This window comes from Ruegeria sp. C9 (assembly GCF_056537585.1).
This window is the reverse complement of sequence record NZ_JBQFRU010000004.1, coordinates 234,480-260,276: the sequence shown is the minus strand read 5'-3', so window position 1 is coordinate 260,276 and position 25,797 is coordinate 234,480. Positions and strand designations below refer to the sequence as shown.

Annotated in this window: 28 protein-coding genes; 10 read left to right on the top strand and 18 right to left on the bottom strand. The window is 58.3% G+C overall.

The window, feature by feature from the left end; all coding sequences use genetic code 11:
* Nucleotide 1: 1 nt before the first annotated feature.
* From ACR0NE_RS12425 to ACR0NE_RS12410, 4 genes are all read right to left on the bottom strand, one after another.
* The gene (locus tag ACR0NE_RS12425; protein ID WP_170397281.1) at nucleotides 2–457 is read right to left on the bottom strand and encodes a DUF1178 family protein; all 456 of its coding nucleotides are present in this window, start codon (nucleotides 455–457) and stop codon (nucleotides 2–4) included.
* Between the two features lie 71 nt (nucleotides 458–528).
* Nucleotides 529–1,014, bottom strand: coding sequence for an NUDIX hydrolase (locus ACR0NE_RS12420; protein ID WP_170596998.1), 486 nt, complete (start codon nucleotides 1,012–1,014; stop codon nucleotides 529–531).
* Between the two features lie 80 nt (nucleotides 1,015–1,094).
* Complete coding sequence (locus ACR0NE_RS12415; protein WP_170596997.1) at nucleotides 1,095–1,862, bottom strand: EcsC family protein; 768 nt, start codon at nucleotides 1,860–1,862, stop codon at nucleotides 1,095–1,097.
* A gap of 53 nt (nucleotides 1,863–1,915) precedes the next feature.
* Nucleotides 1,916–2,410 carry a GNAT family N-acetyltransferase gene (locus tag ACR0NE_RS12410; protein WP_170397287.1) on the bottom strand — a complete coding sequence of 165 codons (495 nt, stop codon included), beginning with the start codon at nucleotides 2,408–2,410 and terminating at the stop codon, nucleotides 1,916–1,918.
* A 72-nt stretch (nucleotides 2,411–2,482) separates the two neighbouring features.
* Here ACR0NE_RS12410 and ACR0NE_RS12405 point away from each other — a divergent pair, with 72 nt between their 5' ends.
* Complete coding sequence (locus ACR0NE_RS12405; RefSeq protein ID WP_170397289.1) at nucleotides 2,483–3,088, top strand: flavin reductase family protein; 606 nt, start codon at nucleotides 2,483–2,485, stop codon at nucleotides 3,086–3,088.
* Entirely contained in the window at nucleotides 3,088–3,732 is a 645-nt protein-coding gene (locus ACR0NE_RS12400) for a CatB-related O-acetyltransferase (RefSeq protein WP_170397291.1), read from the top strand. Before ACR0NE_RS12405 ends, ACR0NE_RS12400 begins: the two co-directional genes overlap by 1 nt.
* 30 nt (nucleotides 3,733–3,762) lie before the next feature.
* Here the strand turns inward: ACR0NE_RS12400 and ACR0NE_RS12395 are convergent, their stop codons facing one another.
* Nucleotides 3,763–5,397, bottom strand: coding sequence for a SulP family inorganic anion transporter (locus ACR0NE_RS12395; RefSeq protein ID WP_170404268.1), 1,635 nt, complete (start codon nucleotides 5,395–5,397; stop codon nucleotides 3,763–3,765).
* Between the two features lie 205 nt (nucleotides 5,398–5,602).
* Between ACR0NE_RS12395 and ACR0NE_RS12390 the strand changes: the two genes are divergently transcribed.
* Nucleotides 5,603–6,475, top strand: coding sequence for an S-methyl-5'-thioadenosine phosphorylase (locus ACR0NE_RS12390; protein ID WP_170511367.1), 873 nt, complete (start codon nucleotides 5,603–5,605; stop codon nucleotides 6,473–6,475).
* A 2-nt stretch (nucleotides 6,476–6,477) separates the two neighbouring features.
* Here the strand turns inward: ACR0NE_RS12390 and ACR0NE_RS12385 are convergent, their stop codons facing one another.
* Nucleotides 6,478–7,335 (bottom strand): alpha/beta hydrolase, encoded by an 858-nt coding sequence (locus ACR0NE_RS12385; protein ID WP_170596996.1) that lies wholly within the window; start codon nucleotides 7,333–7,335, stop codon nucleotides 6,478–6,480.
* Nucleotides 7,336–7,619: 284 nt separating this feature from the next.
* On the opposite strand from ACR0NE_RS12385, the gene ACR0NE_RS12380 reads away from it, so the two are divergent.
* Complete coding sequence (locus tag ACR0NE_RS12380; protein ID WP_170397298.1) at nucleotides 7,620–8,249, top strand: LysE family translocator; 630 nt, start codon at nucleotides 7,620–7,622, stop codon at nucleotides 8,247–8,249.
* A 2-nt stretch (nucleotides 8,250–8,251) separates the two neighbouring features.
* Here the strand turns inward: ACR0NE_RS12380 and ACR0NE_RS12375 are convergent, their stop codons facing one another.
* Nucleotides 8,252–8,425, bottom strand: a complete 174-nt coding sequence (locus ACR0NE_RS12375) for a hypothetical protein (protein WP_170397300.1) — start codon at nucleotides 8,423–8,425, stop codon at nucleotides 8,252–8,254.
* 107 nt (nucleotides 8,426–8,532) lie between these two features.
* Between ACR0NE_RS12375 and ACR0NE_RS12370 the strand changes: the two genes are divergently transcribed.
* The 3 genes from ACR0NE_RS12370 to ACR0NE_RS12360 all read left to right on the top strand — a co-directional run bounded on the left by ACR0NE_RS12370 (nucleotide 8,533) and on the right by ACR0NE_RS12360 (nucleotide 9,943).
* On the top strand, nucleotides 8,533–8,667 hold the full coding sequence (locus ACR0NE_RS12370; RefSeq protein ID WP_255612018.1) for a hypothetical protein: 135 nt from the start codon (nucleotides 8,533–8,535) through the stop codon (nucleotides 8,665–8,667).
* 82 nt (nucleotides 8,668–8,749) lie between these two features.
* Entirely contained in the window at nucleotides 8,750–9,289 is a 540-nt protein-coding gene (locus tag ACR0NE_RS12365) for an adenine phosphoribosyltransferase (RefSeq protein ID WP_010441681.1), read from the top strand.
* A gap of 171 nt (nucleotides 9,290–9,460) precedes the next feature.
* Nucleotides 9,461–9,943 (top strand): fasciclin domain-containing protein, encoded by a 483-nt coding sequence (locus tag ACR0NE_RS12360; RefSeq protein WP_170397302.1) that lies wholly within the window; start codon nucleotides 9,461–9,463, stop codon nucleotides 9,941–9,943.
* Between the two features lie 39 nt (nucleotides 9,944–9,982).
* Here the strand turns inward: ACR0NE_RS12360 and ACR0NE_RS12355 are convergent, their stop codons facing one another.
* The 11 genes from ACR0NE_RS12355 to coxB form a co-directional block, all read right to left on the bottom strand.
* Nucleotides 9,983–11,395 carry an FAD-binding oxidoreductase gene (locus ACR0NE_RS12355; protein WP_170596995.1) on the bottom strand — a complete coding sequence of 471 codons (1,413 nt, stop codon included), beginning with the start codon at nucleotides 11,393–11,395 and terminating at the stop codon, nucleotides 9,983–9,985.
* 38 nt (nucleotides 11,396–11,433) lie between these two features.
* On the bottom strand, nucleotides 11,434–12,252 hold the full coding sequence (locus ACR0NE_RS12350; protein ID WP_480459689.1) for an MBL fold metallo-hydrolase: 819 nt from the start codon (nucleotides 12,250–12,252) through the stop codon (nucleotides 11,434–11,436).
* Nucleotides 12,253–12,411: 159 nt separating this feature from the next.
* Nucleotides 12,412–12,996, bottom strand: a complete 585-nt coding sequence (locus ACR0NE_RS12345; protein ID WP_170596994.1) for a GNAT family N-acetyltransferase — start codon at nucleotides 12,994–12,996, stop codon at nucleotides 12,412–12,414.
* A complete protein-coding gene (locus ACR0NE_RS12340; protein ID WP_170596993.1) occupies nucleotides 12,996–14,258 on the bottom strand; it encodes a M16 family metallopeptidase in 1,263 nt (420 codons plus the stop codon). Before ACR0NE_RS12340 ends, ACR0NE_RS12345 begins: the two co-directional genes overlap by 1 nt.
* Nucleotides 14,255–15,643 carry a threonine synthase gene (gene thrC, locus ACR0NE_RS12335; protein WP_170596992.1) on the bottom strand — a complete coding sequence of 463 codons (1,389 nt, stop codon included), beginning with the start codon at nucleotides 15,641–15,643 and terminating at the stop codon, nucleotides 14,255–14,257. The genes ACR0NE_RS12340 and thrC overlap by 4 nt, the downstream gene beginning before the upstream one ends.
* Nucleotides 15,640–16,317 (bottom strand): SURF1 family protein, encoded by a 678-nt coding sequence (locus tag ACR0NE_RS12330; RefSeq protein WP_170397314.1) that lies wholly within the window; start codon nucleotides 16,315–16,317, stop codon nucleotides 15,640–15,642. Before ACR0NE_RS12330 ends, thrC begins: the two co-directional genes overlap by 4 nt.
* A 156-nt stretch (nucleotides 16,318–16,473) precedes the next feature.
* Nucleotides 16,474–17,289: a cytochrome c oxidase subunit 3 gene (locus tag ACR0NE_RS12325; protein ID WP_170397316.1), complete on the bottom strand. Its 816-nt coding sequence runs from the start codon at nucleotides 17,287–17,289 to the stop codon at nucleotides 16,474–16,476.
* Nucleotides 17,290–17,311: 22 nt separating this feature from the next.
* Entirely contained in the window at nucleotides 17,312–17,887 is a 576-nt protein-coding gene (locus ACR0NE_RS12320) for a cytochrome c oxidase assembly protein (protein WP_170397318.1), read from the bottom strand.
* Nucleotides 17,887–18,048 (bottom strand): hypothetical protein, encoded by a 162-nt coding sequence (locus tag ACR0NE_RS12315; protein ID WP_170397320.1) that lies wholly within the window; start codon nucleotides 18,046–18,048, stop codon nucleotides 17,887–17,889. Before ACR0NE_RS12315 ends, ACR0NE_RS12320 begins: the two co-directional genes overlap by 1 nt.
* The gene (cyoE, locus tag ACR0NE_RS12310; protein ID WP_170397322.1) at nucleotides 18,045–19,001 is read right to left on the bottom strand and encodes a heme o synthase; all 957 of its coding nucleotides are present in this window, start codon (nucleotides 18,999–19,001) and stop codon (nucleotides 18,045–18,047) included. Before cyoE ends, ACR0NE_RS12315 begins: the two co-directional genes overlap by 4 nt.
* A 74-nt stretch (nucleotides 19,002–19,075) precedes the next feature.
* Nucleotides 19,076–19,987 (bottom strand): cytochrome c oxidase subunit II, encoded by a 912-nt coding sequence (coxB, locus tag ACR0NE_RS12305; RefSeq protein WP_170397324.1) that lies wholly within the window; start codon nucleotides 19,985–19,987, stop codon nucleotides 19,076–19,078.
* Nucleotides 19,988–20,163: 176 nt separating this feature from the next.
* Between coxB and tldD the strand changes: the two genes are divergently transcribed.
* The 3 genes from tldD (at nucleotide 20,164) to topA (ending at nucleotide 25,756) form a co-directional block, all read left to right on the top strand.
* Entirely contained in the window at nucleotides 20,164–21,585 is a 1,422-nt protein-coding gene (tldD, locus tag ACR0NE_RS12300) for a metalloprotease TldD (RefSeq protein WP_170596991.1), read from the top strand.
* A 240-nt stretch (nucleotides 21,586–21,825) separates the two neighbouring features.
* Entirely contained in the window at nucleotides 21,826–22,962 is a 1,137-nt protein-coding gene (dprA, locus tag ACR0NE_RS12295; RefSeq protein ID WP_170596990.1) for a DNA-processing protein DprA, read from the top strand.
* A gap of 169 nt (nucleotides 22,963–23,131) precedes the next feature.
* Complete coding sequence (gene topA, locus ACR0NE_RS12290; protein WP_170596989.1) at nucleotides 23,132–25,756, top strand: type I DNA topoisomerase; 2,625 nt, start codon at nucleotides 23,132–23,134, stop codon at nucleotides 25,754–25,756.
* Nucleotides 25,757–25,797 lie beyond the last annotated feature (41 nt).

Below are 25,797 nucleotides of genomic sequence, written 5' to 3'. Positions count from 1 at the left end.
GTCAGTTGGTTTTGCGGCTAGGAACAAACGGCAGCGGTGCGACCGGCACGCCGTCTTCAATCAGCGATTGCGCCTCTTCGGGCTTGGCCTCACCATAGATTGCGCGCTCGGGCGCATCCCCCAGATGGATTTTGCGGGCTTCTTTGGCGAAATCCTTGCCCACATAGTCCGAGTTTTCCTCGACCTTTCGACGCAGTTCGCTGAGGACCTCAGCGATCTCGGGCGAAGGTGTTGCCATGCTGATCTCATCCGCAGAAGGCTGCGCTGGTGCAACCTCGGTCACCGCCTTGCGCGCAGGCCGGACACGCGGTGTCATCACCGCCTTTTCCACCTTGTCGCAGCCGCATACCGCGCAGGTTACCAACCCGGCCGCTGACAGTTTGTCAAAGGCGGCTGCGGATTGAAACCAACTGTCAAAGCTGTGGTCATTGCTGCATTTCAATGCGTATTGAATCATATCACATCCAAAATCCGGTTGGCGAATAGATACCGACCAACATGGCAATATCAAGTCTTGATCTTGGCCCGCTATTGCCGATGCAACCCGAATCCACCCAAAAGCGCAGCAAGATCGGGCGACGACACCTTCAACGATGCCTTTTTGGGCGAAACCCATTTGCGCCTGCGCTCACCCGCTTCGGGAAACTGCGCCTCCAATCGCTGCACATGCAGCGGAAACACATCAACCAGACACAGCGCCGATGGCTTGCCAGGCCGGTTCTTGATATAGGCAAACCGACCAAGACTTTCGCTTCCGCACTGCCCCAAAACACCAGCCTCTTCCCAGGCCTCGCGGACGGCTGTTTCAGAAGGGGTCAGCCCGTTGATCAACCAACCCTTCGGGATGATCCAGCGCCGCGCCCTGCGCGTTGTGATCAACAAAATCTCTGGCAGGTCATCATTGGTTCGATAGCAAAGCGCAGCGGATTGAGCATAAACAGGCAGCGCCCCGGAAAGGGAGAGGTTTTCTGCCGAAAGCCCGGCAATCGCACCACTACTGCGCCCGTCAAACACGGTTCATATCCACTGCTCACTCCGCTTATGTTGCGGTTTATAAAGTGATATTTATCATATCCGGCAGAGTCTGCCAAGCTTTACGGGAAAGCCCCCTTGTTCAGAGCCATCCGCCCTGACAAACGCCGCACCAGCTCGTCATGAGGGATGTCGGCATCAATCGCCAATCGACGCAGCCCAAAATGCACATGCGCGATCTGCTGGTAGTAGCGGGTATAGACAAAATTTGTACCGCCCCCGGCAAGCGCCCCAAGCAACGGTACAGACTGCGCCGCCAGCTTCTGGCCCAGCACTACGGACAGGCGCGGCGCCACCTTCGCAATGAGGCGTTGCATGGTCGGTCCGGTCAGGGTCATGCGCATTGAGAAAAAGCCCAGATCAGCCCCGTCATCCTCGGCCAAAGGACCTGCGGCTGACAACACTCGGATCGAGTCGAATTTCACGTTCTCGGCGGTCGGATCAAACCCTTCCCGCATCGCTGCGCCTTGGATCGCGCGCAGCATCATGGCGGTTGTCGCGGGCAGTTCGACAAGTGCTGTGGACACTCCACCCAGACCTCCGGCTGCGCCCATGGCAGTAGTCAAGGCTGTGTTGACCCATGGTTTCTGGTCCGGCACAGCGCGCCGAGAGCCTTCGGCCGCATGCATGGCAAGCCAAAGCGCCTGTTCGGTTGCTTCGGTCAGACCTTCTCGCACCGGCTTAGGTAACTGATCCAATAAGTATTCCGCCGAACCGCCAAGCTTGTTCAGCAGATTCACTCCTGCGCCACCTGCCGCACCGTACAGCTGCGCAAGCCGATCAAGCTCGGCCTCGGGATCGAGTTTTTCGACAAGAACCACGTCCTGCATCTGTGCCCTCCTGTCCTGAAAACATCGGGACTTTGCAGCGGGTTTTCAATGGGTCAACGGGTCCAGCGACTAACAAGCCCCTGAATTTCGGACCAAACTCCGGGGGTCAGTTCCAAACCCAGTATGCGATCAGGGTTGGTGGGCGGGGGCATTTCGACACCCGTCAGCGGGGTGAACCCGAACCGGGCATAATAGGGCGCATCGCCCACAAGCATGACGCGATCCCACCCTTTGGCGCGCCCGGCCTCTACCCCCTGATGGATCAGATATCCGCCCAACCCTTCGCCTTGATGGGTCGGGTGGACCGCCACTGGACCTAGCAGCAGCGCGTCATGTTCACCCACATGCACGGGCCAAAACCGGATTGCACCAGCCAGAATGCCCTGCCCATCGCGCGCGACCTGCGACAGGCCAGCGACAGGCGGCACGTCATCGCGCAGACGATAAGACGATAACGCCTCGCGCCCCGGAGCAAAGCACAGGTCATAGAGCGCTTCGACCTCCCACCAGTCTTCCGGCTCTTCCGGCCTGATCTTGAATTGCTGCACGCGCGCCCTCTTATCCTTGCTGGAAATCGCCCTAGCACTTCGATAGGCCTTGGGCAAACGCTTGGAGTCCATATGTTCTATCGCCCCGAAGACGGCCACGGCCTGCCGCACAACCCCTTCAACGCCATCATAACCCCACGCCCGATCGGCTGGATTTCGACGCGCGATGCTGACGGGATCAACAACCTGGCCCCGTATTCCTTCTTCAATGGTGTCGCTTATACACCGCCTCAGGTGATGTTCGCCTCAACCGGCTCCAAACACGATCAGGATGGCGGCAAGGACAGCATCGCCAATATCGAGGCCACGAAGGTATTCTGCGTCAACGTGGTGGCCCATGCGCATCGCGACGCAATGAATGCCAGCTCAGAGGGTTTGGGAAAGCACGTCGACGAGTTCACTCATGCTGGGCTGACACCCGTTGAATGCGAAACCATAAATTGCTCTCGGGTCGAGGGAGCGCCCGCAGCGCTGGAATGCAAACTTACTCAGATCGTAACTCTGCCGGGTGAGTCCAATCGGGTGGTGTTCGGAGAGGTCACTGGTGTGCACCTGCACGATGACCACATCCGTGACGGCAAATTTGACGTGACCTCATTCAACCCGCTCGCGCGGTTGGGTTATCGGGACTATTCTGTGGTGACAGAATTGTTCAGCCTTTCACGCCCGGATGACTAATGCCACTGCCTGATCCTACACGCAGATATCCGATTGTTCTGCCCGACGGCTCTAGCCACAACGGAACAGTGTTTCTGTCTCAGGCCATCGATCATCCCCGCTTTGAGGCAGGAGCTTACACTTATGCGTCGGATTTCGATGCACCGAAGGACTGGGCGCAGCGGCTTGCACCGTATCTGTTTCCCTTTTCAGAAGAAAAGCTGATGCTGGGCAAGTTCTGCCAAATCGCTCATGGAGTAAGGTTTATCACTGCCTCCGCAAATCACGCGACCGATGGCTTGACCTGCTTTCCATTTCCAATCTTCGATCCGGATCGCATGTCAGGCTACCAGCCTGATACACGTGATACCGTTATCGGGCACGATGTCTGGATCGGTTACGGAGCTTTGATTTTACCCGGAGCGCAGATCGGAAATGGCGCGATTGTTGGCGCAGGCTCGGTCGTGCGGGGTCAGGTTCCACCCTATGCAGTCGTTACCGGCAATCCGGCAAAAGTCCGGCGCTATCGTTTTGATCGCGATGTGATTGAAAGGCTGCAAGACTTGCGATGGTGGGATTGGCCCGCAGAAACCATCACTCGGGCCGAAGATGCCTTGCTTTCAGGCAATATCGATGCGTTGGAGCGCATTGCTTCTGAGATATAAGGCGGCCAATCCGGCCGCCCTTTCGCGTATTCAGTGCCCGCCCAGAATACCGGTGCGGACCGAATAATCCACAGCCAGTTCGTAATCCGGGTCATCATCGCTGTCGACCATCAGATGGCCGGCCTTGTTCAGCAGTGTATGACAGTCACGGCTCAGGTGCCGCAGCATGACGCGTTTGCCAGCCGCTTCGTATTTGGCGGCGATGTTTTCGATAGCCTGCAGCGCGGATTGGTCCACCACACGGCTGGCTGCAAAGTCGATGATGACGGTCTCGGGGTCGTTTCTTACGTCGAACAGCTCCACGAAGCCCTCGGACGAACCAAAGAACAGCGGGCCCTGAATTTCATAGACCTTCGCCCCTTCTTCCGTTTCCGAGTCGCGCGTAACCGCGTGGATGCGTTTGGCGTTATTCCATGCATAAGCCAGGGCAGAGACAATCACACCGACCACAACAGCCACCGCAAGGTCTTCCATCACGGTGACGACTGTCACCAGTACGATCACGAACGCATCCATCAAAGGCACTTTGCGCATGATCTTCAGCGAATTCCAGGCGAAGGTTCCGATCACCACCATGAACATCACACCGACAAGTGCGGCCAGTGGAATCTGCTCGATCAGAGGCGAACCCACTAGGATGAAGAGCAACAGAAACAGCGCTGCAGCGATACCTGCGATACGCGTGCGCCCGCCTGACTTCACGTTGATCATCGACTGACCGATCATCGCACAACCGCCCATACCACCGAAGAAGCCAGTGACCACGTTCGCTGTGCCTTGCGCGATACATTCCTGCGAGGCACCACCGCGCTTGCCGGTAATCTCACCCACAAGGTTCAGCGTCAGCAGGGATTCAATCAGACCGATTGCGGCAAGGATCAGGGCATAGGGCAGGATGATTTCAAAGGTCTCCCAGTTCAGCGGCACCATAGGTATATGGAAGCTGGGCAGGCCGCCTTCGATCGAAGCCAGATCACCGACACGCGGGACGTCCAGCCCAATGCCAATGACCAAAGCAGCGACAACAAAAATCCCGGCCAGAGGCGCTGGGATGACGCGGGTGATGCGGGGCATGATCCAGATCACAGCCATGGTCAGCGCAACCAGACCCAGCATTGTGTAGAGCTGTAGGCCTGAAAGCCACTCGCCACCGCCCATGCCGTGGCCGGTATTTTCCATGGTTCCGGGCACTTTGAATTGCCCCAGCTGCGCCAGAAAGATCACAATCGCCAGGCCGTTCACAAAGCCCAGCATCACCGGGTGCGGCACAAGACGGATGAACCGGCCCCAATGCATCGCTCCTGCGATAATCTGCATAATTCCCATCAGCACCACAGTTGCGAACAGGTATTCGACCCCGTGTTGTGCGACTAGTGCGACCATGACAACCGCAAGCGCCCCGGTCGCGCCCGAGATCATGCCGGGGCGACCACCGATCAACGCAGTGATCAGACCGACCAGAAACGCCGCGTAAAGCCCGACCAGAGGGTGCACCCCGGCGACAAAGGCAAAGGCCACGGCTTCGGGGACCAGCGCCAAGGCGACGGTGAGACCGGACAGCAGTTCGATCCGCAGGCGGGAAAAGGTCAATCCCTCATCCGGGACCCAGCGCAAATCGGGTTTGGCTATACGATTGGCAAAGCTTGCCAGCATGGCTCGGGGCATGGATCGGTCCTGTTGGTCGGTATTGTTCGCGCGAAAGGGGCCTTCTAGCGGTCAAACCGGTCTTGAGATACCGCGCCAGGCGGGACCCTGATATGCGCCGTGCGCATAGCTTGACCCAAGCGCACACAAACCGTTGAACCCACTTGTCAAAAGGTGCTGTGGCCCGCAGAACTCACACAGCAGGAATTTTCAATGGAGAGCACTCGTGACCCAAACAAAAATCGCCGTCATTGGAGGATCGGGCATTTATGACATCGATGGTCTGGAGAATGCCGAGTGGGTCACAGTAGAAACGCCATGGGGCGATCCGTCGGATCAGATCCTGACCGGGTCGCTGGATGGGGTCGAAATGGCCTTCTTGCCGCGTCACGGTCGCGGACATGTGCACTCGCCGACCGAGGTGCCCTATCGCGCCAATATCGACGCGTTGAAACGGCTTGGCGTAACGGATGTGATCTCGGTCTCGGCCTGCGGGTCGTTCCGCGAACATATGGCGCCGGGTGATTTCGTGATCGTGGATCAGTTCATCGATCGAACATTTGCCCGTGAAAAGAGCTTTTTCGGGACTGGCTGCGTCGCCCATGTCAGTGTTGCGCATCCGACCTGCCCGCGCCTGTCGGACGCTTGCGAGACTGCTGGCAAGACGGCTGGCATCACCATCCACCGAGGTGGAACCTATCTGGCGATGGAAGGACCGCAATTCTCGTCATTGGCGGAATCCAAATTATATCGCGAACAATGGGGGTGCGACGTGATCGGCATGACCAACATGCCCGAAGCGAAACTCGCACGCGAGGCCGAGCTTTGTTATGCCTCAATTGCCATGGTCACCGACTATGACAGCTGGCACCCTGATCACGGTGAAGTCGACGTGGCCGCCATCATCGCCACGCTGACCGGCAATGCGGAAAAAGGCCGGGCATTGGTCAAAGGTCTGCCCGCTATGCTGGGGACCGACCGTGCGCCCTGCCCGCATGGCTGCGACCGGGCGCTGGAGTATGCCATCCTGACCGCGCCTGAAAAGCGCGATCCGGAATTGTTGGCCAAGCTGGATGCTGTGGCTGGGCGGGTGTTATAAACTCAGTACTGCGACAGTTTCTTTTGCACCTCGTCCCATAGGCCACGCGACCACAAATCGTTGTGGGTGCCGTCGGGGATCACGTAAATCTGCGCGGTATCGGACATCTCGGCCAGAGCTTTTCCGTGATGCAGTGGAATAGTTTCATCCTCGGTGCCGTGAAAAATCAACGTCGGCACCGAGATCTGTTCGATAAGATCACGTGTGGCGAACTGATCCCTCATCAAGGCTGAGACCGGCAGGAAAGGATAGCGTTCCGCCGCGACATCAACGGTTGCAGTGAACGGGGCCTCAAGCACCAGAAGTTCTGCATCGGGACGCTCGGCAGCCACAGCGGCGGCAATGCCGGTGCCGAGGCTCTGACCGTGCAGCACCACAGCTTTGCCCTGACCCGCCAGCCTGTCATAGAGCTGAACTCCATCAGAGATCAGCGCCAGTTCTGAGGGTTCGCCTTCGCTGCCCGGAAAGCCGCGATAGCTGGGGGCAAGCAGCCCGTAGCCCGAGTTGAGGATTTCGAGCAGCCGTTCAGCACGGTCCCCCAGATTGCCGCTTTGGCCGTGGAAGAATAGGACGGTCGGTGCATCCGGGATTGCAGCGGGTGCTGCCCAGACCGTCAGGGCAGTACCATCAGCCATTGTCAGCGATAGCGCATCAACATCCGCCAACCCCACCGAAGCCGGATCCGTTAACGTACCTTCGGGTTTGTACAGCAGAGATTGCTGGTTGAAAAACATGTATCCGAGGACGCCCGCATACAAGATCGCCGCGGCCAACAGCAGTCCTACCAAGATGCTTTTGAGGCGCTCGACACCGGATCTGGCGCGGCCGGTATCGGCCTCAGCGTGTTGGGTTTGAACCATGGCTCCCTCCTTTGGGTCGCATTGCGAGAGTGGGGTACATTGGAGGCGTTTCAAGATGCATAAGCCAAGCTTCATCCAATCTTAAACCTGTTGCGGCAATCCCAGATCGCATTGCACGCCTGAATTCCCTGCCCCATGTCCTCGGTATTTAGGCGACCCCGGCTTCGCAAATCCGAACGCCAACCCGTTGGAGCCGGTGTTTCACCACGAGAATGTGCCCGCAAAGCCTTGACCAATACGTCGTGCCAAGGCTTGGTGTGGGAAACACTCTAATAGGATACTCCATGTCCATTGAAATCTGGCTGGCCTTTGTGGCCGCTTCGACCGCGCTGCTGCTGATCCCAGGCCCGACCGTGTTGCTGGTGCTTAGCTATGCGCTGTCGAAAGGACGCAGTGTGGCGGTTGCCTCGGCCACTGGGGTCGCATTGGGGGATTTGGTGGCGATGACCGCGTCGCTGCTGGGGCTGGGGGCGCTGGTGCTGGCCTCTGCCACACTGTTTACCGTGCTGAAATGGGTTGGGGCAGCCTATCTGGTCTGGCTGGGTGTCAAACTCCTGCGCAGCGCGCCGTCGGGCGGGCTGCAAGCAATTGAAACCGAACGTGACGTGACCGCCCGCAGTGTTTTTGGCCATGCCGCTGCAGTCACCGCGCTGAACCCGAAGTCCATTGCCTTCTTCATCGCTTTCGTACCGCAATTCTTGCGTCCAGCCGAGCCTTTGGGTCCGCAATTCGCGATCCTGATCGCAACATTTGTGGGTCTCGCGGGGCTGAACGCGCTGGCCTATGCGCTGCTGGCGGACAAGTTACGCCGGATGATCGGACGCGCGAATGTCATCACGACCATGACCCGGTTCGGAGGGTTGACCCTGATCGGAATGGGCATCGCCACAGCGGTTCTGCGCCGCCCGGCGTGATTTCAGTTTTCAGCGTTTTCCTTCATGAACCCCCGGATAAACCGGCGGATTTCGCGGGCGGCAGAGGTGTCCAGATCCCTGCACAGCTCGACGAATGCATCGCGCTCATCCTTGTCGAGACGCAAAACCAACTGACTGTTTTTCTTCGTAGATTTCTTTCCATCTTTCTTGGTCACACGTCCAGTCCCCGTCCTGCCCTTGATTCTAAGTGCGATGCATTGTATATACACAGCATATAATATGTAGATATCGGGCACATAACAGCAAAAGTGAGATTAAAGCAATGAACCTTCATGTCGCGCAAGCCATTCTTCTTCGGGATCAACGCAACTGGCGCAAGCCGCACCTATCCTGGCTTCCGAACGCGCTGTATCGCTACTACGGCCTGCCTAACGCCATGCGCGGCCGCAGCAAGTAGCCGCAGGGGCCAGAGTTCTCTTGCATGACCGCACCTTATGGGCGAAATACCCCGCGCGTGTTTGATGCCAAAGGGGTGGCCCATGTCCAGAAACAAAACGGTCAAGGATTACATTCGGACCATCGTCGATTTCCCGCATGAAGGGATCATGTTCCGCGATGTCACCACCCTGTTTGCCGACCCGCGCGGGTTCCGCATGGCAATCGACCAGATGTTGCACCCTTACGCCGGTGAGCGAATCGACAAGGTTGTGGGCCTTGAAGCGCGCGGCTTTATTCTGGGCGGTGCGATTGCCCACCAGCTGAGCGTTGGATTCGTGCCGATCCGCAAAAAGGGCAAACTGCCCGGCACCACGATCAGCCAGGACTACAAGCTGGAATATGGCGAGGCGATCGTCGAAATTCACGATGACGCCATCCAGCCGGGTGAGAAGATCCTGGTCGTTGATGATCTTCTGGCTACCGGAGGCACCGCCGCCGCGGGGATCAAGCTGATCGAACGGCTGGGCGGCGAGATCATCTCATGCGCGTTCATCATCGATCTGCCCGAATTGGGTGGTCGCAAAGCGCTGGAAGATTTGGGCATGGACGTACACGTTCTGTGCGAGTTCGAAGGGCTCTGAACTCCACAAACTTCACAAACTCGTGACTGGAAATCGCGTGCGCCGCAGGCTTAGCGCGATTGGGGTCACATTCAAGAAGCAGTTGCCTCTGGATTCTGTGATCTTGTCGCGACCTGACTGCGTACCCCGAATGATGCCACCTAAGGCATTCTCAACAAGGGAAATCATGTCATGTTGCGCAAATTCGCTGTTGCTGGAGTTGCCAGTTTTCTGTTGACCACCTCTGCTTTGGCAGATGGGCACGCCAAGGATATCGTCGATACTGCGGTGGGCGCGGGCAGTTTTGAAACGCTCGTCGCTGCCGTTCAGGCCGCCGAACTGGTTGAAACGCTGAAAGGCGAAGGGCCGTTCACCGTTTTCGCCCCAACGGATGAGGCTTTTGCAGCGCTGCCCGAGGGCACGGTCGAAAATCTTCTGAAGCCCGAAAACAAGGACCAGTTGGTCGCAGTGCTGACCTATCACGTTGTCCCGGGCAAAGTGATGTCGGGTGATCTGTCCGATGACATGACCGCCGCCACCGTGCAGGGCGGAGATATCACCATCGATCTCGACAATGGCGTCATGGTGAATGATGCCAACGTTGTGCAAGCCGATATCGAAGCCGAGAACGGCGTGATCCATGTGATCGACAAGGTCATTCTGCCCGCTTCGTAAAGAACCGCAGCGCCCCGGTATACGTCCGGGGCGCGTCTATTAGGCCAGAACCGCCCCGGGGTTCATAATCCCTTGAGGATCAAGCGCTGCTTTGATCGCCCTCATGGCCTGCATCTTGACTGGATCGCCATAGCGTTCCAGATCATCTGTCTTGAGCCGACCGACACCGTGTTCGGCACTGACCGATCCACCAAATTCATGAACCAGATCATGTACCGCGCGTTTGACCGCGCCCCGCTGCGCAACAAACTCTGACTTGTCCTGCCCGGCGGGTGGAAACACGTTATAATGCAGATTACCGTCGCCCAGATGTCCAAAGCAGTTCACGCGAAACGGCCCCTGCCCGGCCACCACATCCGCGCCGCGCCTAATGAACTCTGGAATGCGGGAAATCGGGACCGAGATATCATGGCTGGAAACTGATCCGATCAGCCGGTTGGCCTCGGGGATGCGCTCGCGCACGGCCCAGAGTTCGGACCGCTGTGCTTCGCTCTGCGCGATAACCGCATCGCGGACCAGATCGCGCTCATCAGCGGCGACATAAATCGCCTCAAGCATGTCCGAAGGGTCTTGGCCGACCGACAAGCCCAGCTCGATCAACACACTCCATTCCGGTGTTGCCGCAAAGGGTTGCCGCACGTCGGGCAAAACCTCGGTCAGGAATTCGAGGCCCTGCCCATGGATCAACTCAAACGTACTGACCGCTTCCCCCACTTGATCCCGCGCCACTGACAACAGATCAATGGCAGCCTCGGGTGAGGAGACCTGAAACATTGCGGTTCCAACGCCCCTGGGTCGCGGGAACAGCTTCAACGCCGCCGCCGTGATGATGCCAAGTGTCCCTTCGGACCCGATCATCAGGTTGCGCAGGTCATAACCGGTGTTGTCCTTACGCAACCGACTAAGCCCGTGCCAGATCTCACCATTAGGCAGCACCACCTCAAGCCCCAGGCACAGATCGCGTGCATTGCCATAGCGCAGCACATTCACGCCACCCGCATTGGTGGCCAGATTGCCGCCAATCCGGCAAGAACCCTGCGCAGCCAGCGACAGGGGAAATAGACGGTCCGCGTCTTCAGCGGCGGTCTGAACGTCGGCCAGAATGGCACCGGCCTCGGCCACAAGTATGTTCTCGGTGGGGTAAGTCGCGCGTATCGCCGTCATCCGTTCCAGGGAAACGATCAAAGGGACAGGACCATCCGGAACAACCTGCCCTCCTACCAGACCGGTGCCGCCGCCATAAGGGACAACAGGCACCCGAGCGTCTGCGGCCAATTGCACCAGAGCCGACACATCTTCCACAGTGCGTGGCAAGGCAAGCAAACCGGGCTGCCCGACAAACCGCTGACGCGGCTCTTCAAGGTAACGATCTGCAATCGGGCGCAAAACGTCAGCACCCAATCGGGCTCTGATTGCTTCGGCAAGGCGGCTGTCTGCAGGGTTCAGTTTCATGGCTCTTCCCTGCCAAAGGCCACGGGCCGCGACAAGCCCTATTCCAGCTCTATCAGGTACTGAGGCTCCAGCACCACAACCGTCGGCCTGTCGGGCAGCGTGCGCAACGAGACGACAATCTCGGACACCCCATCCCGTTCAACCGGGAATTCATCCCGAATATCCACCAAAAACCGCTGGAGCGAAAAGTCCGAGAACCAGTGCATCGGGATAATGACCGAACTTTTGAGGCGCTTCAGAACCTCAACCATCTCGGGCAAGGGCATCGTCGTGCCCCCGTCCACCGCCGCCATAACCACATCCAGCCGGCCCAGTGCCGCGAATTGTTCGTCCGACGGAATATGATGCAAATGCCCCAGATGGCCGATGCACAACCCCTCGACCTCAAACACAAAGATCGAGTTTCCACGCTCTTCAACGCCACCATATACCGATCGGATATCGGTCGACACATTGCGCACCAGCATCTCACCCAGATCGAGATGGTGCTCAATGCCCTGCCCGAACTCACCCCAGCCCGGCAGGACGTACGGGATGGCCGGATCGGGATACGCAGTCCAGTGGGTGCTGTGCGCATGGTTCATCGTCACCACGTCTGGAATCAGCGCCGCGCCGCCGATAAAGCCGGTGAAATCCGTCACCGCGTTCAGCCCGCCCTGCGTCTGGATCAGAAACGATGCATGCGCGACATAGCTGATCCGAACCGAAAACTCTGGCACGGGATCCTGCCAAGCCGCTTTGTGAAGATATTCAATCCCCGGCGCTGCATCCGCAATGGCGATACAGTGACTGGGCCGCCGCTCCTGCGCCACAGCCCCGCCTGCAATCATCATCAGCCCAAAAACGAACCACCGCATCTGCCAACTGTAGCGCAACCTGCTGCCATGTCATGCACTTTGATCGTGCTCACCCCCGCCACGCGGAACCGACGTCTGGGTTTTGCGCAAAATCCCTTGTTCATCTGGCCAAAAATATCTCGGGGGAGTCGCGGCCTGCCGCGGCGGCGGCAGAGCCCCCTACCCTGCGTCGGTCTTCCCGCGCCGATCCGACCGCAAAGAGGCATACAGAACATGCGTCCGCCACCGCCCGTTGATCTGCAGATAGGACTGCGCCACACCTTCATATTTGAACCCCGAGCTTTCCAGCAACCCGCGCGAGGCCTTGTTTTCCGGCAAACACGCGGCCTCGATCCGGCTAAGGTCCAGACGGGTAAAGGCGTGATGAACCACCGCGCCAATCGCTTCGCGCATGAACCCCTGGCGGGCAAAGGACTGCCCGGTCCAATAGCCCAGCGTTCCGGCCTGCGCAGGACCACGGCGAACATTGTCCAGCGTGATGGCCCCCAGCAGAACGTTATCCGTGCGGCGGAACAAAAACAGCGGAATCGCCGTCCCGCCCGCGACCGAGCGCTGCGCCCAGTAGACCCGGTTGGTGAACGATTTGCGGCTCAGGTGATCCTTGGCCCAGACCGGCTCCCATGGGGTCAGATACTCTTTCGAGGCTCGACGCAGGGCCGCCCAGTCATTGAAATCAGAATGGACCGGCGGGCGCAGGCTCAGGCGCTCGGTTTCGAGTTTCAGCTTGCGTCTGCCCAACAGCATCACGCCGCACGCCTCTCCTGCAATTCCGCCAGTGTCGGTGCACCCGAGACCGGACCATAAAGCGCCAGCGCGGCCGGGGCCTGTACCGCCATACTTTCGGCAAAGGCGCGCACATCCTCGGTGCTGACCGCATCGATTTTGGCCACGGTATCGTCAAGCGAGGGCACCCGCCCCCAAATCTGCACCAGACGCGCCAGTCGTTCGGCCCGGTTCGACGGGCTTTCCAGCCCCATCAGCATCCCGGCCTTCATCTGCGCGCGGGCGCGGGCAACCTCTTCAGCGCTCATGTCTTCGGCTGCGCGCTTCATTTCATCGATGGTGATGGTGGCCAATTCAGCGACCTGATCCGCAGATGTCCCGGCATAGATCGTCGTGGTACCGGTATCCGCATAGGCCCCGGTCTGTGCGAAGATCGTATAGCATAGCCCCCGCGTTTCGCGTACTTCCTGAAACAGGCGCGAGGACATGCCGCCACCCAGAGCGGTCGAGTAAATCTGGGCCGTATAGATCGCATCATCGCGATAGCCCGGACTTTCCAGCGCCAGCGCAAAATGGGCCTGTTCCAGCTCTTTCTCCTGCCGTGCCTCACCGCCGGTGAAGCGGCCTGCCTCGGGGACAAGGCCCTTGCTCGGCTGCAGGTGGCCGAACATCTCTTCGGCCAGTTTCATCAGCGCATCGTGGTCCACAGCTCCAGCTGCAGACAGGATCATCTGTTCCGGCCCGTAGTGTTCGGCCACGAAACCCGACAAGTCCTCGCGGGAAAACGCACTGACGCGCTCGGTCGGGCCCAGAATGGTGCGGCCAAGGGGTTGGTCGTGATAGCTCTGCTCTTGCAGCCAGTCAAAGATCACATCGTCAGGTGTGTCATAGGCCTGACCGATCTCCTGCAGGATCACGCCGCGCTCGACCTCGATCTCGCGCGGGTCGAACACCGGGTTCAGGACGATGTCGCCGATGACATCCATGGCCAGCGCCACATCGTCCTTCAGTACGCGTGCATAATAGGCCGTAACTTCGCGCGAAGTATAGGCGTTGATGTACCCGCCCACATCCTCGATCGCTTCGGCGATTTGCAGCGCAGAACGCCGCTGGGTTCCCTTGAACGCCATATGCTCAAGGAAATGCGCGATACCGTTCTGCTCGATCCGCTCGTGCCGCCCACCGGCGGTTACCCAGATGCCGATGGCCGCAGATTGCAGCCCCGGCATATGTTCACTGACGACACGAAATCCGTTCTTCAGTTGGTCCTGTCTGACTGTCACTCAGCAATATGCCTTCTGATATGATCCTCAAGGGCACCCAGATCGTTCGCAACGCGGGTCACCCGTTCCGGTCGTTCATACAGATCAGACATGCGGGATGGAAGAGGCGGATGTTCGCCGCTTGCCTTTTCGACCGCCGCCGGGAACTTCGCGGGATGCGCGGTTGCGAGCGTGATCATGGGCACATCGGCAGCGCGGTGGTCTTCAGCCACTTTGATCCCAACGGCGGTGTGCGGACAAACCAACTCGGCGCTGTGGACCATCGTGCGCCTGATCGTCTCAAGCGTCTCGTCCTCAGAAACGCGGCCCGAGTCAAAGCTTTCTCGCAGAGCCTCCATCGCGCCTTGGCTGACATTGAAGCCTCCGCTCTTGAGTTCATCCATCAACTGAGCGACTGCGCCGGCATCTTCGCCATAGGCGTAGTAAAGTGCACGTTCAAAGTTCGAGCTGACCTGGATATCCATCGACGGGCTGATCGAAGGGATCGTGTCACCCTTGAAATACCCCTCGCCTGAGAGGCAACGGTGCAGGATGTCGTTCTGGTTGGTCGCCACCACCAGACGATCGATGGGCAGCCCCATGCGTTTGGCCAGATAGCCTGCGAAGATATCGCCGAAATTCCCTGTCGGCACGGTATAGCTGACCTTGCGATGTGGCGCGCCGAGGCTGACGGCGGCGGAGAAATAGTAAACGATCTGTGCCAACACGCGGGCGAAGTTGATCGAATTGACGCCTGCAAGTTTTACACCGTCGCGGAAATCAAAGTCGTTGAACATGTCTTTGAGCGCGGCCTGACAGTCATCGAAATCGCCGTCTACCGCCAAAGCGTGCACATTACTGTCTGCTGGCGTAGTCATCTGACGGCGCTGCACTTCTGAAACACGGCCATGTGGGAACAGGATGAACACATCCACCGCGTCCAGCCCACGGAACGCCTCGATGGCGGCAGAACCGGTGTCCCCGCTCGTCGCGCCGACAATGGTCACGCGATCTTCGCGCCGTTTGAGCGCGACCTGGAACAGCTGGCCGATTAGCTGCATGGCGAAATCTTTGAAGGCCAGCGTGGGGCCGTGAAACAGCTCCAGCAGAAAATGGTTCTCGTTCAGCTGCTTCAAGGGCGCGCGGGCGTCATGGCCGAAGCCCTCATAAGCGCGCGCTATGATCTTTTTGAACTCATCATCAGAGAACGAGCCGCTCACATAAGGCCACATCACGCGGAATGCGATTTCTTCATAGGACAGGCCAGCCAACGCAGCAATTTCGTCCTGCGACATCACCGGAATTTCAGCGGGCAAGTACAGACCACCATCACGGGCCAGTCCGGTCAGCATCGCCTCTTCAAAGGTCAGTTCGGGCGCCTGCCCGCGGGTCGAGATGTAATTCATGTCGCGTCACTTTCGGAATTGGCACGGCTGCGCCACAGGAAGTATCCGGTCATTGCGGCCCAGACCAGAGCAAGACCAAACCAGATGATTGCATATTGCAAATGATCGTTGGGGATGCCCGCCGTATCCACCGGCATTGGCGTTACATTCGGATCGGTTTCCGAGCGGGCAATTAGCAACACCGGCTCAGCCCCCAGCGCGGCGGCCAGATTGGGCACATCACGGGCGAACCAGATGTTGCCGCCAATATCTGCGTCAGGCGTGTAGCCATCGACTTCATCGGGCCAGTGCAGGTTGCCGGTGATTTCCATCGGGCCAGTCAGGCGAACAGCCTGCTTGGCTGTGGTCGGCACAAAGCCGCGATCCACCAGAATAGTCCGGTCGTCGGTGGTAAAGGACTGGATGATCCGATACCCCGGCCCCACCTGCTTGACCGAAACCAAAACGTGGATCTCGCCCGGTTCGATCTCGCCTGCGACCGTCACCGGAAGGTATTTGTCCACATCCTCGGAGACTTGCTCTGGCAAGGCGACAGGATCGGCAGCGATGCGGCTTTCGATCTCGGCCAGCACCTCCTGTTTCCAGGTCAGCCGCTGCAGTTGCCAAATGCCCAGCGACAGCAGCAGGCCCAGACCGGCAAAGCCGAAGATCAGCAGAAACAGAATGCGACGCATATTGGGATCAGACCTTGTTGCGGGAACCGGCGCCTTGTTAAGGGGCACGTGAACCGAAGTGCAACCATGTAATTGTATGGGGCGCAATCTTGCGCCCCTGATTGAGAAAAAGCCGCCCCGTGGGGCGGCTTTTGCAATTGGATCACCTGCGTGGCGTTACATCAGCGGGGCCTGACCCCAGATGTAGACGGCGAAAAACAGGAACAGCCAGACGACGTCAACGAAGTGCCAGTACCAAGCGGCAGCCTCGAAACCGACGTGTTTCTCGGGCGTAAAGTCCCCCTTCAGGGCGCGGATCAGACAGACCGACAGGAAGATGGTGCCGATAATCACATGCGCGCCGTGGAAACCGGTTGCCATGAAGAAGTTCGAATAGAACTGATCGCCACCGAACTCCCAACCCTCATGGGCCAGTAACTCATAGTATTCAAACGCCTGAAGCGCAGTAAAGGCGATGCCCAGAACGATACCAATGGCCAGACCATTGATCAGCGCCTTGCGGTCATTGTCATGAACAAGCGCGTGGTGGGCCCAAGTAATCGCACAACCTGACAGCAACAGGACCAAAGTGTTGATCAGTGGCAGGTGGAACGGATCAACGGCGTGGATATCCGGCTGGATGTATTCAGTACCGGCATAGTCGTACATCGGATACATGCGATGTTTGAAGAACGACCAGAACCAGGCGAAGAAGAACATCACCTCGGACATCACGAACAGGATAAAGCCATAGCGCAGGCCGATACGCACGACCGGCGTATGATCGCCCTGACGGCTTTCAACCACGACTTCGGACCACCATGCAAACATGGTATAAAGAACCCCGACCAGCCCCATCCAGAAGATCCACGGGGTGATCCCGTGCATCCAAAGAACGGCCCCGAACAGCATCACAAATCCGCTTACCGCGCCGATCAGTGGCCAGATTGACGGGTTCAGAATGTGGTAATCATGGTCTTTTGCGTGTGCCATCAGCGTCCCTCACCTACAGGCGTTAGTTCTTGTTTGTCTCAGCCTGCACGTCAAGGGCGGCATAGCCCTCGGGCAGATCAATCTCATAGAATGTATACGACAGCGTGATCGTATGCACATATTTTGCTTCGGGATCTTCGATCAGTTCGGGATCGACGAAGAACGTAACGGGCATCTCGACTCGCTCACCCGGCTCCAAAACCTGTTCATCGAAGCAGAAACAGGCGATTTTCTGAAAATACCCCCCGGCGGAATAGGGCGCCACGTTGTAGGACGCCTGCCCTGCGACGGGCTTGTCGGTTGGGTTGTACGCTTCGTAGAACGCCAGACCTGTCTCACCGATACGTATTTTCATCTCGCGTTCGACCGGCTTGAATTCCCACGGCATACCCTTGGCCTTGGAGGCATCAAATCGGACCGTCACCACTTGGTCGAGAATGTCATCAGGGGCTTTCTCGGCAACCCCCGTGGTCCCTCCATACCCCGTGACCCGGCAGAACCAATTATAAAACGGCACCGCTGCCCATGCCAAACCGCCCATAAGGACGACGACGCCGACCAGTTGCGCGACCGTTTTCTGTGGCCCCGTCAACTTCATCAGTTCTGCACCTGCTGCGTCGCCAGACTAAAATCTGTGTTCGAGACCTTGACGACTGTCAGGCCGAAGATGATCACGATGAACGCGGCCAGTGTCAGGCCGACGCCCAGATTGCGGCTGAACCGTCTTTGGTGAAGTTCGTGAGTTTTGCGCAGGCTCATGACCAGCCTCCTAATCCGTAAGGTTTCAACAGGGCCTCGACGAGAATCGCGCCGAAATGCAGAAACAGGTACAGCAGCGACAGTTTGAAGAAACTGCGTTCGACCTTGAAGTTGTCGGCCTCCGAATCGTCTTCGTTTCGACGAGAAATCTGCCAGGCCCCCCGCAGAAACAAGCCATTCAGAACCAGCGCAACGACCAGATAAATCGGGCCTCCGATATCCGAGAACGCAGTCCCCACCGCCAGCAACGCCAGCAACGCGGTATAGACCAGAATGTGCCAGCGCGTTGCACGGCGGCCGTGCGTGACGGTCAACATCGGCACCCCGGCATCGTCATAGTCCGAGCGCATGAACAAGGCCAACGCCCAGAAATGCGGAGGTGTCCACATGAATGTCAGGGCAAACATCAACCACGGTTCGAGAGTCATCGAGCCAGTGGCCGCGACCCATCCGATGACCGGCGGGAACGCTCCCGCGGCACCACCAATGACGATGTTCTGAGGCGTCGAGCGTTTCAGCCACATCGTGTAGACGACAACATAGAAGAAAATAGTGAAGGCCAGAAACGCCCCTGCAAACCAGTTGGTTGCCAAACCCAGCATAATCACGGACAGGCCAGACAGAGCCAGACCCAGCGCCAATGCCTCGCCTTCTTCGACTTTGCCAGAGGGGATTGGACGGCCTTTGGTGCGCTTCATCACGCGGTCGATATCCGCGTCCCACCACATGTTCAGCGCGCCGGATGCACCGCCACCAATAGCGATGAACAGGATGGCGCAAAAGCCAACAAATGGATGTATCGGAACCGGAGCCGCAAGCAGTCCGACCAAAGCCGTGAATACGACCAGCGACATCACGCGCGGCTTCAGCAGGGCGAAATAATCGCCAAAGCTGGCCTCGTCCGCGCGGGTCTGCGCAGAGACGGTGCTGGCATTGAAGCTTGCGTCGCTCATATCCGGTCCTTTTCGGGGCAAAAGCTGCGCGATTTCCGCGCAGCCCGCATGTGTTTACCTAGGCCGCAAAGGGCTTAGTTCGAGGCCACTTGGTAGGAAGCAGGCTGACCTGCATATTCTTCAAGCGCACCCTGCAGCCACTGTTCATATGCCTCTTCGCTGACCACTTTGACAGTGATTGGCATATAGGCATGGTCTTTACCGCACAGCTCAGAACACTGTCCGAAATAGACGCCTTCCTTGTCTGCTTCGAACCACAGTTCGGCCAGACGACCAGGAACGCCGTCCTGCTTCACGCCGAACGAAGGAATGGTCCAGGAATGGATCACGTCCGATGCAGTAACCTGCATCACGACAATCTTGCCGACCGGAACAACGACCGCGGTGTCGGTGGCGAGCAGCCATTCGTCTTCGCCATAGCCTGCATCGGCCAGCTTCGCCCGCATCGCATCGTCCAGAACAAATGGGGTTACGTCGGCATCCGCCGGGCGCGCGCCCTCGTCGAGGGTGGCCGGGTGGCCCAGGAGATAGCTATCGAAGGCAAAGTCATGGTCGACATATTCATAGGTCCAGTACCACTGGTTCCCCACGACTTTGATGGTGATATCGCCTTCAGGAATTTCCTGCTGTTTGAACAGAACCGGCAGCGAGAACGCTCCGATGAAGACCAGAATCAGGATCGGGCCCAATGTCCATGCAATCTCAACCGGAGTGTAATGCGAGAACCGAGCCGGGTTCGGGTTTACGCGCTGGTTGTAGCGTACGATGCAGTAAACCAGCAGACCCGCAACAAACACACAGATCGCGGTGATGATCACCAGAATCATGTTGTCCAGCGACTGAATCCCTTCGGCAAGGCTGGTGGCAGCAGGCTGGAACCCCATGCCGCCGTCAACCGGCTTGCCAATAATCTCAAGCTCCTGAGCCATGGCGGGAAGGCTGGAGAGGGCCGTAGCAAGCCCGGAAAGCATCAAAGCATTCTTCATTTTCTGTCCTGATCGTTTGATCTTTGCGTCTCTCGCGAAAAGGTGTGAATCGGTCGCACCTCTCCCGTTGTCTTTGGCCGCGTTAAAAACCATATTCCGTCGGGTAGATAAAGCAAAATGCTTGCGTCAAACAGACGCTATTTTTGATCTGGATCAAACCCGAAAGGTCACAACTGATGACTCAGGCCCCGTTTCGCCCGTTTGAAAGCGTTCTTCCCAAGGATGAAGCGCTTGCTGTACTGAAGGCTGCAACTGATGGCGCCGAGGATGGGGAACTGTTCGTAGAACGGCGCAAATCCGAATCTTTGGTGTTTGATGACGGCCGATTACGCACGGCCTCTTACGACGCTTCCGAGGGATTCGGTCTTCGCGCGGTGCAGGGTGAAGTGGCTGGATACGCGCATTCAACGGATGTTTCGATTCCCTCTCTGAAGCGTGCAGCCGAAACCGCGCGGTTGGCGGTCGGCGATGGTGGTGGAACGCTGGCCGGGCCACCACGTGCCACCAATACAAGGTTATATACCGATGAAGACCCGATCGAATCCGCCGCCTTCCCGGTCAAAATCGAGACACTGCGCGAGATAGACGCTTTTACCCGTGGTCTGGATTCCCGGGTTGTGCAAGTCAGCGCCACGATTGCCGCTGCAGTGCAGGAGGTCGAGATTCTTCGCCCCGATGGTGTGCAGGTGCGCGATATACGCCCGATGACCCGCCTGAACATCTCGGTTATCGTAGAACAGGACGGCAGGCGCGAAAGCGGTTCTGCCGGAGGTGGCGGACGTGTTGGGCTGGATGGCTTGATCGATCCCTCAGACTGGCAAGATAAGGCGCGTGAGGCTCTGCGGATCGCGATGGTCAATCTGGATGCCGTCCCTGCACCTGCCGGCGTGATGGAAGTCGCGTTGGGCCCCGGATGGCCCGGCATTCTGTTGCACGAGGCCATCGGCCACGGGCTTGAAGGTGATTTCAACCGCAAGGGCAGTTCCGCTTTTGCCGGGCTGATGGGGCAGCAGATCGCTTCGAAAGGTGTAACAGTCGTGGATGATGGGACGATTGCAGACCGACGCGGTTCGATATCAATGGATGACGAAGGTACACCCAGTTCGCGTACAGTTCTGATCGAGGATGGAATCCTCACCGGATATATGCAGGACCGACAGAACGCACGCCTGATGGGCGTTTCTCCAACCGGGAACGGCCGGCGTCAAAGCTATGCCCATAAACCGATGCCGCGCATGACCAACACAATCATGTTGGGTGGCGATGCCGATCCGGCCTCGTTGGTGGCAGATATCAAAGACGGTATCTGGGCTGTGGGCTTCGGCGGTGGCCAGGTCGACATCACCAACGGCAAGTTCGTGTTCTCCTGCACCGAGGCATATCGTGTCGAGAACGGCAAGATCGGCGCTCCGGTCAAAGGCGCGACGCTGATTGGCGACGGCCCCTCGGCGCTAAAACGCATTCGGGGACTGGGCAATGACATGGCGCTGGATCCCGGCATGGGCACATGTGGCAAGGATGGGCAATGGGTGCCGGTCGGTGTCGGCCAACCTACCGTTTTGATGGATGGGCTGACTGTGGGCGGCTCTGCCACCTGAGTCGGCCCAAAATGAGAATCGAGGCGCGAAGAGTTAACACACTACCCTTCGCGTCAAATCAAAAACTCATCCATGGATATGTGAGCCAAGATAATTCGCACGAATTTTCTTTCTTTCTTTCAATGACATAATCATCTCTCCGAGGGATGGGTTCGAAAAATACCGATCTAATTTTCTAAGATTCACAGGCTGTTAACCCGCTGCACCGTAAACCAGTTTTGCAATCAGGCGGAGCATCGGATGACCGAAGAGCAGCTTTCTTCCAATCACCCCCCACTCCCACCCACCACGGAAGAGGACCGGTTTTCCTGGCTCCGTCTGTTGCGCTCACGCAAAGTAGGGCCGGCAACATTCCGGCGCTTATTGCGCGAACATGGCTCGGCGCAGAACGCGCTGGCCGCGTTGCCGGAAATGGCGCGCGCTGCCGGGATCGAGGATTATGAAATCTGCCCGCCCGGCGTAATTGAGGCGGAGCTCAAGGCCGCAAAGATCGCCAAAGCGCGGCTTTTGTGCCTTGGGGCCGCCGATTACCCTTATGCGTTATGTGACCTTTCGGATGCGCCCCCGATGCTTTGGGCAATCGGCGATCCGTCGATCTTGAAACGCCGGGCAGTTGCAATGGTCGGGGCACGGAACTGTTCTTCGCTGGGCGCGCGCATGGCGCGGGCGTTGGCGACGGATCTGGGTAAGCAAGACTATGTCGTGGTCTCGGGGCTTGCCCGCGGCATTGACACCTCGGCGCACCTCGCCGCGTTGGCGACCGGTACTGTGGCAGTGTTGGCAGGTGGGGTTGATGTGATCTATCCGGCCGAAAATGCCGATCTGGCGCGAGATATCGCAGACGCCGGACTTCGCTTGTCTGAACAACCGATGGGCACAACGCCTCAGGCAAGACATTTTCCACGCCGCAATCGCATTATCTCGGGTCTGGCGCAGGCAGTAGTCGTTGTCGAGGCCGCGGCGAAATCCGGCAGCTTGATCACCGCGCGGGACGCCCTGGACCAAGGGCGCGAGGTTCTGGCCGTGCCCGGCCATCCCTTTGACGCTCGTGCCGCAGGATGCAATCTGCTGATCCGAGACGGGGCTATACTCGTCCGCAATGCAGAAGACGTGATTGATGCTTTGCCCAAGCAACAGCTACAATCTTCTGCCCAACAAATCCCACCGCTTGGAACCGACGCAGACTCAGCCGAATTCACGCCCCAAGCCTTGCACGAGGCGATTCTGACTCGACTTGGCCCATCTCCGATCGCGGAAGACCAGTTGATCCGGGACATCGCTGCATCTGCGGGCGAAGTCGGCCCTGTGTTGGTCGATCTGGAGCTTGAGGGCAAGATTCAGCGGCAACCAGGCGGCCTGCTGTCACTTTGCGCCTAAGCTATCGAACGGATTCGACACCGGATTCCGCGAGCGGTGCGGCCAGAACCGGCTTGAATTCAGAGTATTTTTAGTAGTGAAAACGAACGCATTGACAATTCGATCTTGCCCCACACATTTTGCACGGTCATACAAAGTGCAAAATCCGTCGAGCGAGGATTCCTCTTAAATGCCCGTAGTTGTTGTAGAATCTCCGGCCAAAGCAAAAACGATCAATAAGTATCTTGGCCCCGACTACACCGTTTTGGCCTCATATGGCCATGTGCGGGACCTGCCGCCAAAGGATGGGTCAGTCGATCCCGAGCATGAATTTTCCATGAAATGGGAGGTCGGCAATGACAGCCGCAAGCATGTCAAAGCCATTGCCGACGCGCTGAAAGAAGACAACGCACTGATCCTCGCGACCGACCCTGATCGCGAAGGCGAAGCGATCAGTTGGCACCTGCAAGAGGCGCTGACCAAGCGGCGTTCGATCAAGAAGGACACGCCGGTCAGCCGCGTGACGTTCAACGCGATCACAAAAGACGCCGTGACCGAGGCGATGCAGAACCCGCGTGAGGTCGATATGCCGCTGGTCGAGGCCTATCTGGCCCGCCGCGCGCTGGACTATCTGGTAGGGTTCAACCTGTCACCCGTTCTGTGGCGCAAGTTGCCGGGTGCCCGTTCAGCGGGGCGCGTGCAATCGGTCTGCCTGCGCCTCATCGTTGAACGCGAGATGGAGATCGAAGCCTTCAAGCCGGTCGAATACTGGTCGGTCAAAGCTGTGTTCGAGACGCCTCGGGGCCAGACCTACGAGGCGCGTCTAGTCACGCTGGCAGGCAAGAAACTGGACAAGCACGATCTAGCGAATGCAACGCAAGCCGAACTGGCGGTTCAGGCGATCACCAGCCGTGATCTGAGCGTGACATCGGTCGAGGCCAAGCCTGCCGCGCGCAACCCCTCTGCCCCGTTCATGACGTCGACCTTACAGCAAGAAGCCAGCCGCAAGTTCGGCATGGGCGCACGCCATGCGATGCAGGTGGCCCAGCGGCTGTATGAGGCCGGATACATTACCTACATGCGAACCGACGGTATCGACATGGCCCCCGAGGCCGTGGCGGCAGCGCGCGATGCAATCGCCGACCGTTATGGTGCGGAATACGTGCCAGACAGCCCGCGCATGTACAAAAACAAGGCCAAAAACGCTCAGGAAGCACACGAGTGTATTCGCCCGACAGATATGTCGCGCGATGCTAAGGCGCTGAAGGTGACCGATGAGGATCAGCGAAAGCTTTATGATCTGATCTGGAAACGCACCATTGCCTGTCAGATGGCTGCCGCACGGCTTGAACGCACGACTGTCGAGATTACCAGCACGGACGGTCAGGTTGGCCTGCGCGCCACCGGTCAGGTGGTGCTGTTCGATGGCTTCATGCGCGTTTACGAAGAAGGCCGCGATGACGTGGTCGACGATGACGACAAGCGCTTGCCACAGATCATGCAGGGCGATCCCGCGCGTTTTGCAAAGACCTCGCTGCGTGATCAGTTTGCGAAGGCAACTGGTGAATCGGAAAAAGCCGCCATTCTGGCTGAGAACGAGTCCGTTCTGGCGCTGCAGCACCACACTCAGCCACCGCCACGCTATACCGAGGCCACGCTGGTCAAACGGATGGAAGAGCTGGGGATCGGTCGTCCTTCGACCTATGCCTCAATCGTGACCACGATTCAGGACCGCGAATATGTGCGCAAAGACAAGAACCGCCTGATCCCCGAAGAAAAGGGCCGGATCGTCACGATCTTCCTGCTGAACTTCTTCCGTCAATATGTGGGCTACGAGTTCACTGCCAATCTGGAAGAAGAGCTCGATGACGTCAGCGCAGGCGATCGCGACTATAAGGACCTGCTGGGCAAGTTCTGGCGCGATTTCTCTGCCGCGATTGGTGAGACTTCCGAGCTGCGTATCTCGGAAGTGCTGGACAAGCTGGACGAAGCGCTGGCGCCGCAGCTGTATCCGCCGCGTGAAGATGGCTCGGACCCGCGCATCTGTCCGAAATGCGGTGTGGGGCAGTTGCACCTGAAAACTTCGCGTACCGGTGGGTTCGTGGGCTGCGGCAACTATCCGGAATGCACCTATACGCGTCCGATCGCTGGTGAAGGCGCGGAAGGTGATGAGCGCTTGCTGGGCGAAGATGCGGGCGATGAGATCTGGCTGAAATCCGGTCGCTTTGGCCCTTATGTCCAGCGCGGAGAGCCCACGCCCGAAAACAAGAAACCTCCGCGTGCGTCCCTGCCCCGTGGCTGGAGCAAAGACGACATGGATCTGGAGAAGGCTCTGACGCTACTGTCCCTGCCCCGCCAGATCGGTGAGCATCCCGAAGGTGGCATGATCAGTTCAAACTTTGGTCGCTTTGGACCTTATCTGATGCATCAGCTGGCGGATGAGGCGAAACCTGTCTACGCCAACCTCAAAGACCCGAACGATGTGTTTGAGATCGGCATGAACCGCGCAGTCGAAATGCTGGCCGAGAAACGTGCCAATCCGGGGCGCGGACGGCGGGCGGCTGCGAAGCCGCTGAAAGAGCTGGGCGAACATCCCGATGGCGGCGCGATGCAGGTATTGGACGGGCGCTATGGGCCATACGTGAAATGGGAAAAGGTTAACGCGACGATCCCGAAGGACATCAAACCCGAAGACGTCACGCAGGAAATGGCCATTGAATTGGTCAATGAGCGCGCCGCCAAGAAAGGCACCAAGAAAAAGGCAGCGCCCAAGAAGAAAGCCGCTGCCAAGAAAACCACCAAGAAGGCAGGTTAGGTAGAAATACCACCTGCCCCTTGGATTCGTTGACTTCCCCG

Bases quoted from the DNA above. Each gene is read 5' to 3' on its own strand.
- ACR0NE_RS12365 (WP_010441681.1), top strand. From the start codon at position 8,750: ATGTCCAGAAACAAAACGGTCAAGGATTACATTCGGACCATCGTCGAT.
- dprA (WP_170596990.1), top strand. From the start codon at position 21,826: ATGACCGAAGAGCAGCTTTCTTCCAATCACCCCCCACTCCCACCCACC.
- ACR0NE_RS12325 (WP_170397316.1), bottom strand. From the start codon at position 17,289: ATGGCACACGCAAAAGACCATGATTACCACATTCTGAACCCGTCAATC.
- ACR0NE_RS12330 (WP_170397314.1), bottom strand. From the start codon at position 16,317: ATGCGTCGCATTCTGTTTCTGCTGATCTTCGGCTTTGCCGGTCTGGGC.
- ACR0NE_RS12315 (WP_170397320.1), bottom strand. From the start codon at position 18,048: ATGAGCCTGCGCAAAACTCACGAACTTCACCAAAGACGGTTCAGCCGC.
- ACR0NE_RS12320 (WP_170397318.1), bottom strand. From the start codon at position 17,887: ATGAAGTTGACGGGGCCACAGAAAACGGTCGCGCAACTGGTCGGCGTC.
- ACR0NE_RS12360 (WP_170397302.1), top strand. From the start codon at position 9,461: ATGTTGCGCAAATTCGCTGTTGCTGGAGTTGCCAGTTTTCTGTTGACC.
- ACR0NE_RS12425 (WP_170397281.1), bottom strand. From the start codon at position 457: ATGATTCAATACGCATTGAAATGCAGCAATGACCACAGCTTTGACAGT.
- ACR0NE_RS12355 (WP_170596995.1), bottom strand. From the start codon at position 11,395: ATGAAACTGAACCCTGCAGACAGCCGCCTTGCCGAAGCAATCAGAGCC.
- ACR0NE_RS12415 (WP_170596997.1), bottom strand. From the start codon at position 1,862: ATGCAGGACGTGGTTCTTGTCGAAAAACTCGATCCCGAGGCCGAGCTT.
- ACR0NE_RS12400 (WP_170397291.1), top strand. From the start codon at position 3,088: ATGCCACTGCCTGATCCTACACGCAGATATCCGATTGTTCTGCCCGAC.
- cyoE (WP_170397322.1), bottom strand. From the start codon at position 19,001: ATGAGCGACGCAAGCTTCAATGCCAGCACCGTCTCTGCGCAGACCCGC.
- ACR0NE_RS12385 (WP_170596996.1), bottom strand. From the start codon at position 7,335: ATGGTTCAAACCCAACACGCTGAGGCCGATACCGGCCGCGCCAGATCC.
- tldD (WP_170596991.1), top strand. From the start codon at position 20,164: ATGACTCAGGCCCCGTTTCGCCCGTTTGAAAGCGTTCTTCCCAAGGAT.
- ACR0NE_RS12395 (WP_170404268.1), bottom strand. From the start codon at position 5,397: ATGCCCCGAGCCATGCTGGCAAGCTTTGCCAATCGTATAGCCAAACCC.
- ACR0NE_RS12370 (WP_255612018.1), top strand. From the start codon at position 8,533: ATGAACCTTCATGTCGCGCAAGCCATTCTTCTTCGGGATCAACGCAAC.
- ACR0NE_RS12345 (WP_170596994.1), bottom strand. From the start codon at position 12,996: ATGCTGTTGGGCAGACGCAAGCTGAAACTCGAAACCGAGCGCCTGAGC.
- topA (WP_170596989.1), top strand. From the start codon at position 23,132: ATGCCCGTAGTTGTTGTAGAATCTCCGGCCAAAGCAAAAACGATCAAT.
- coxB (WP_170397324.1), bottom strand. From the start codon at position 19,987: ATGAAGAATGCTTTGATGCTTTCCGGGCTTGCTACGGCCCTCTCCAGC.
- ACR0NE_RS12405 (WP_170397289.1), top strand. From the start codon at position 2,483: ATGTTCTATCGCCCCGAAGACGGCCACGGCCTGCCGCACAACCCCTTC.
- ACR0NE_RS12350 (WP_480459689.1), bottom strand. From the start codon at position 12,252: ATGCGGTGGTTCGTTTTTGGGCTGATGATGATTGCAGGCGGGGCTGTG.
- ACR0NE_RS12380 (WP_170397298.1), top strand. From the start codon at position 7,620: ATGTCCATTGAAATCTGGCTGGCCTTTGTGGCCGCTTCGACCGCGCTG.
- thrC (WP_170596992.1), bottom strand. From the start codon at position 15,643: ATGAATTACATCTCGACCCGCGGGCAGGCGCCCGAACTGACCTTTGAA.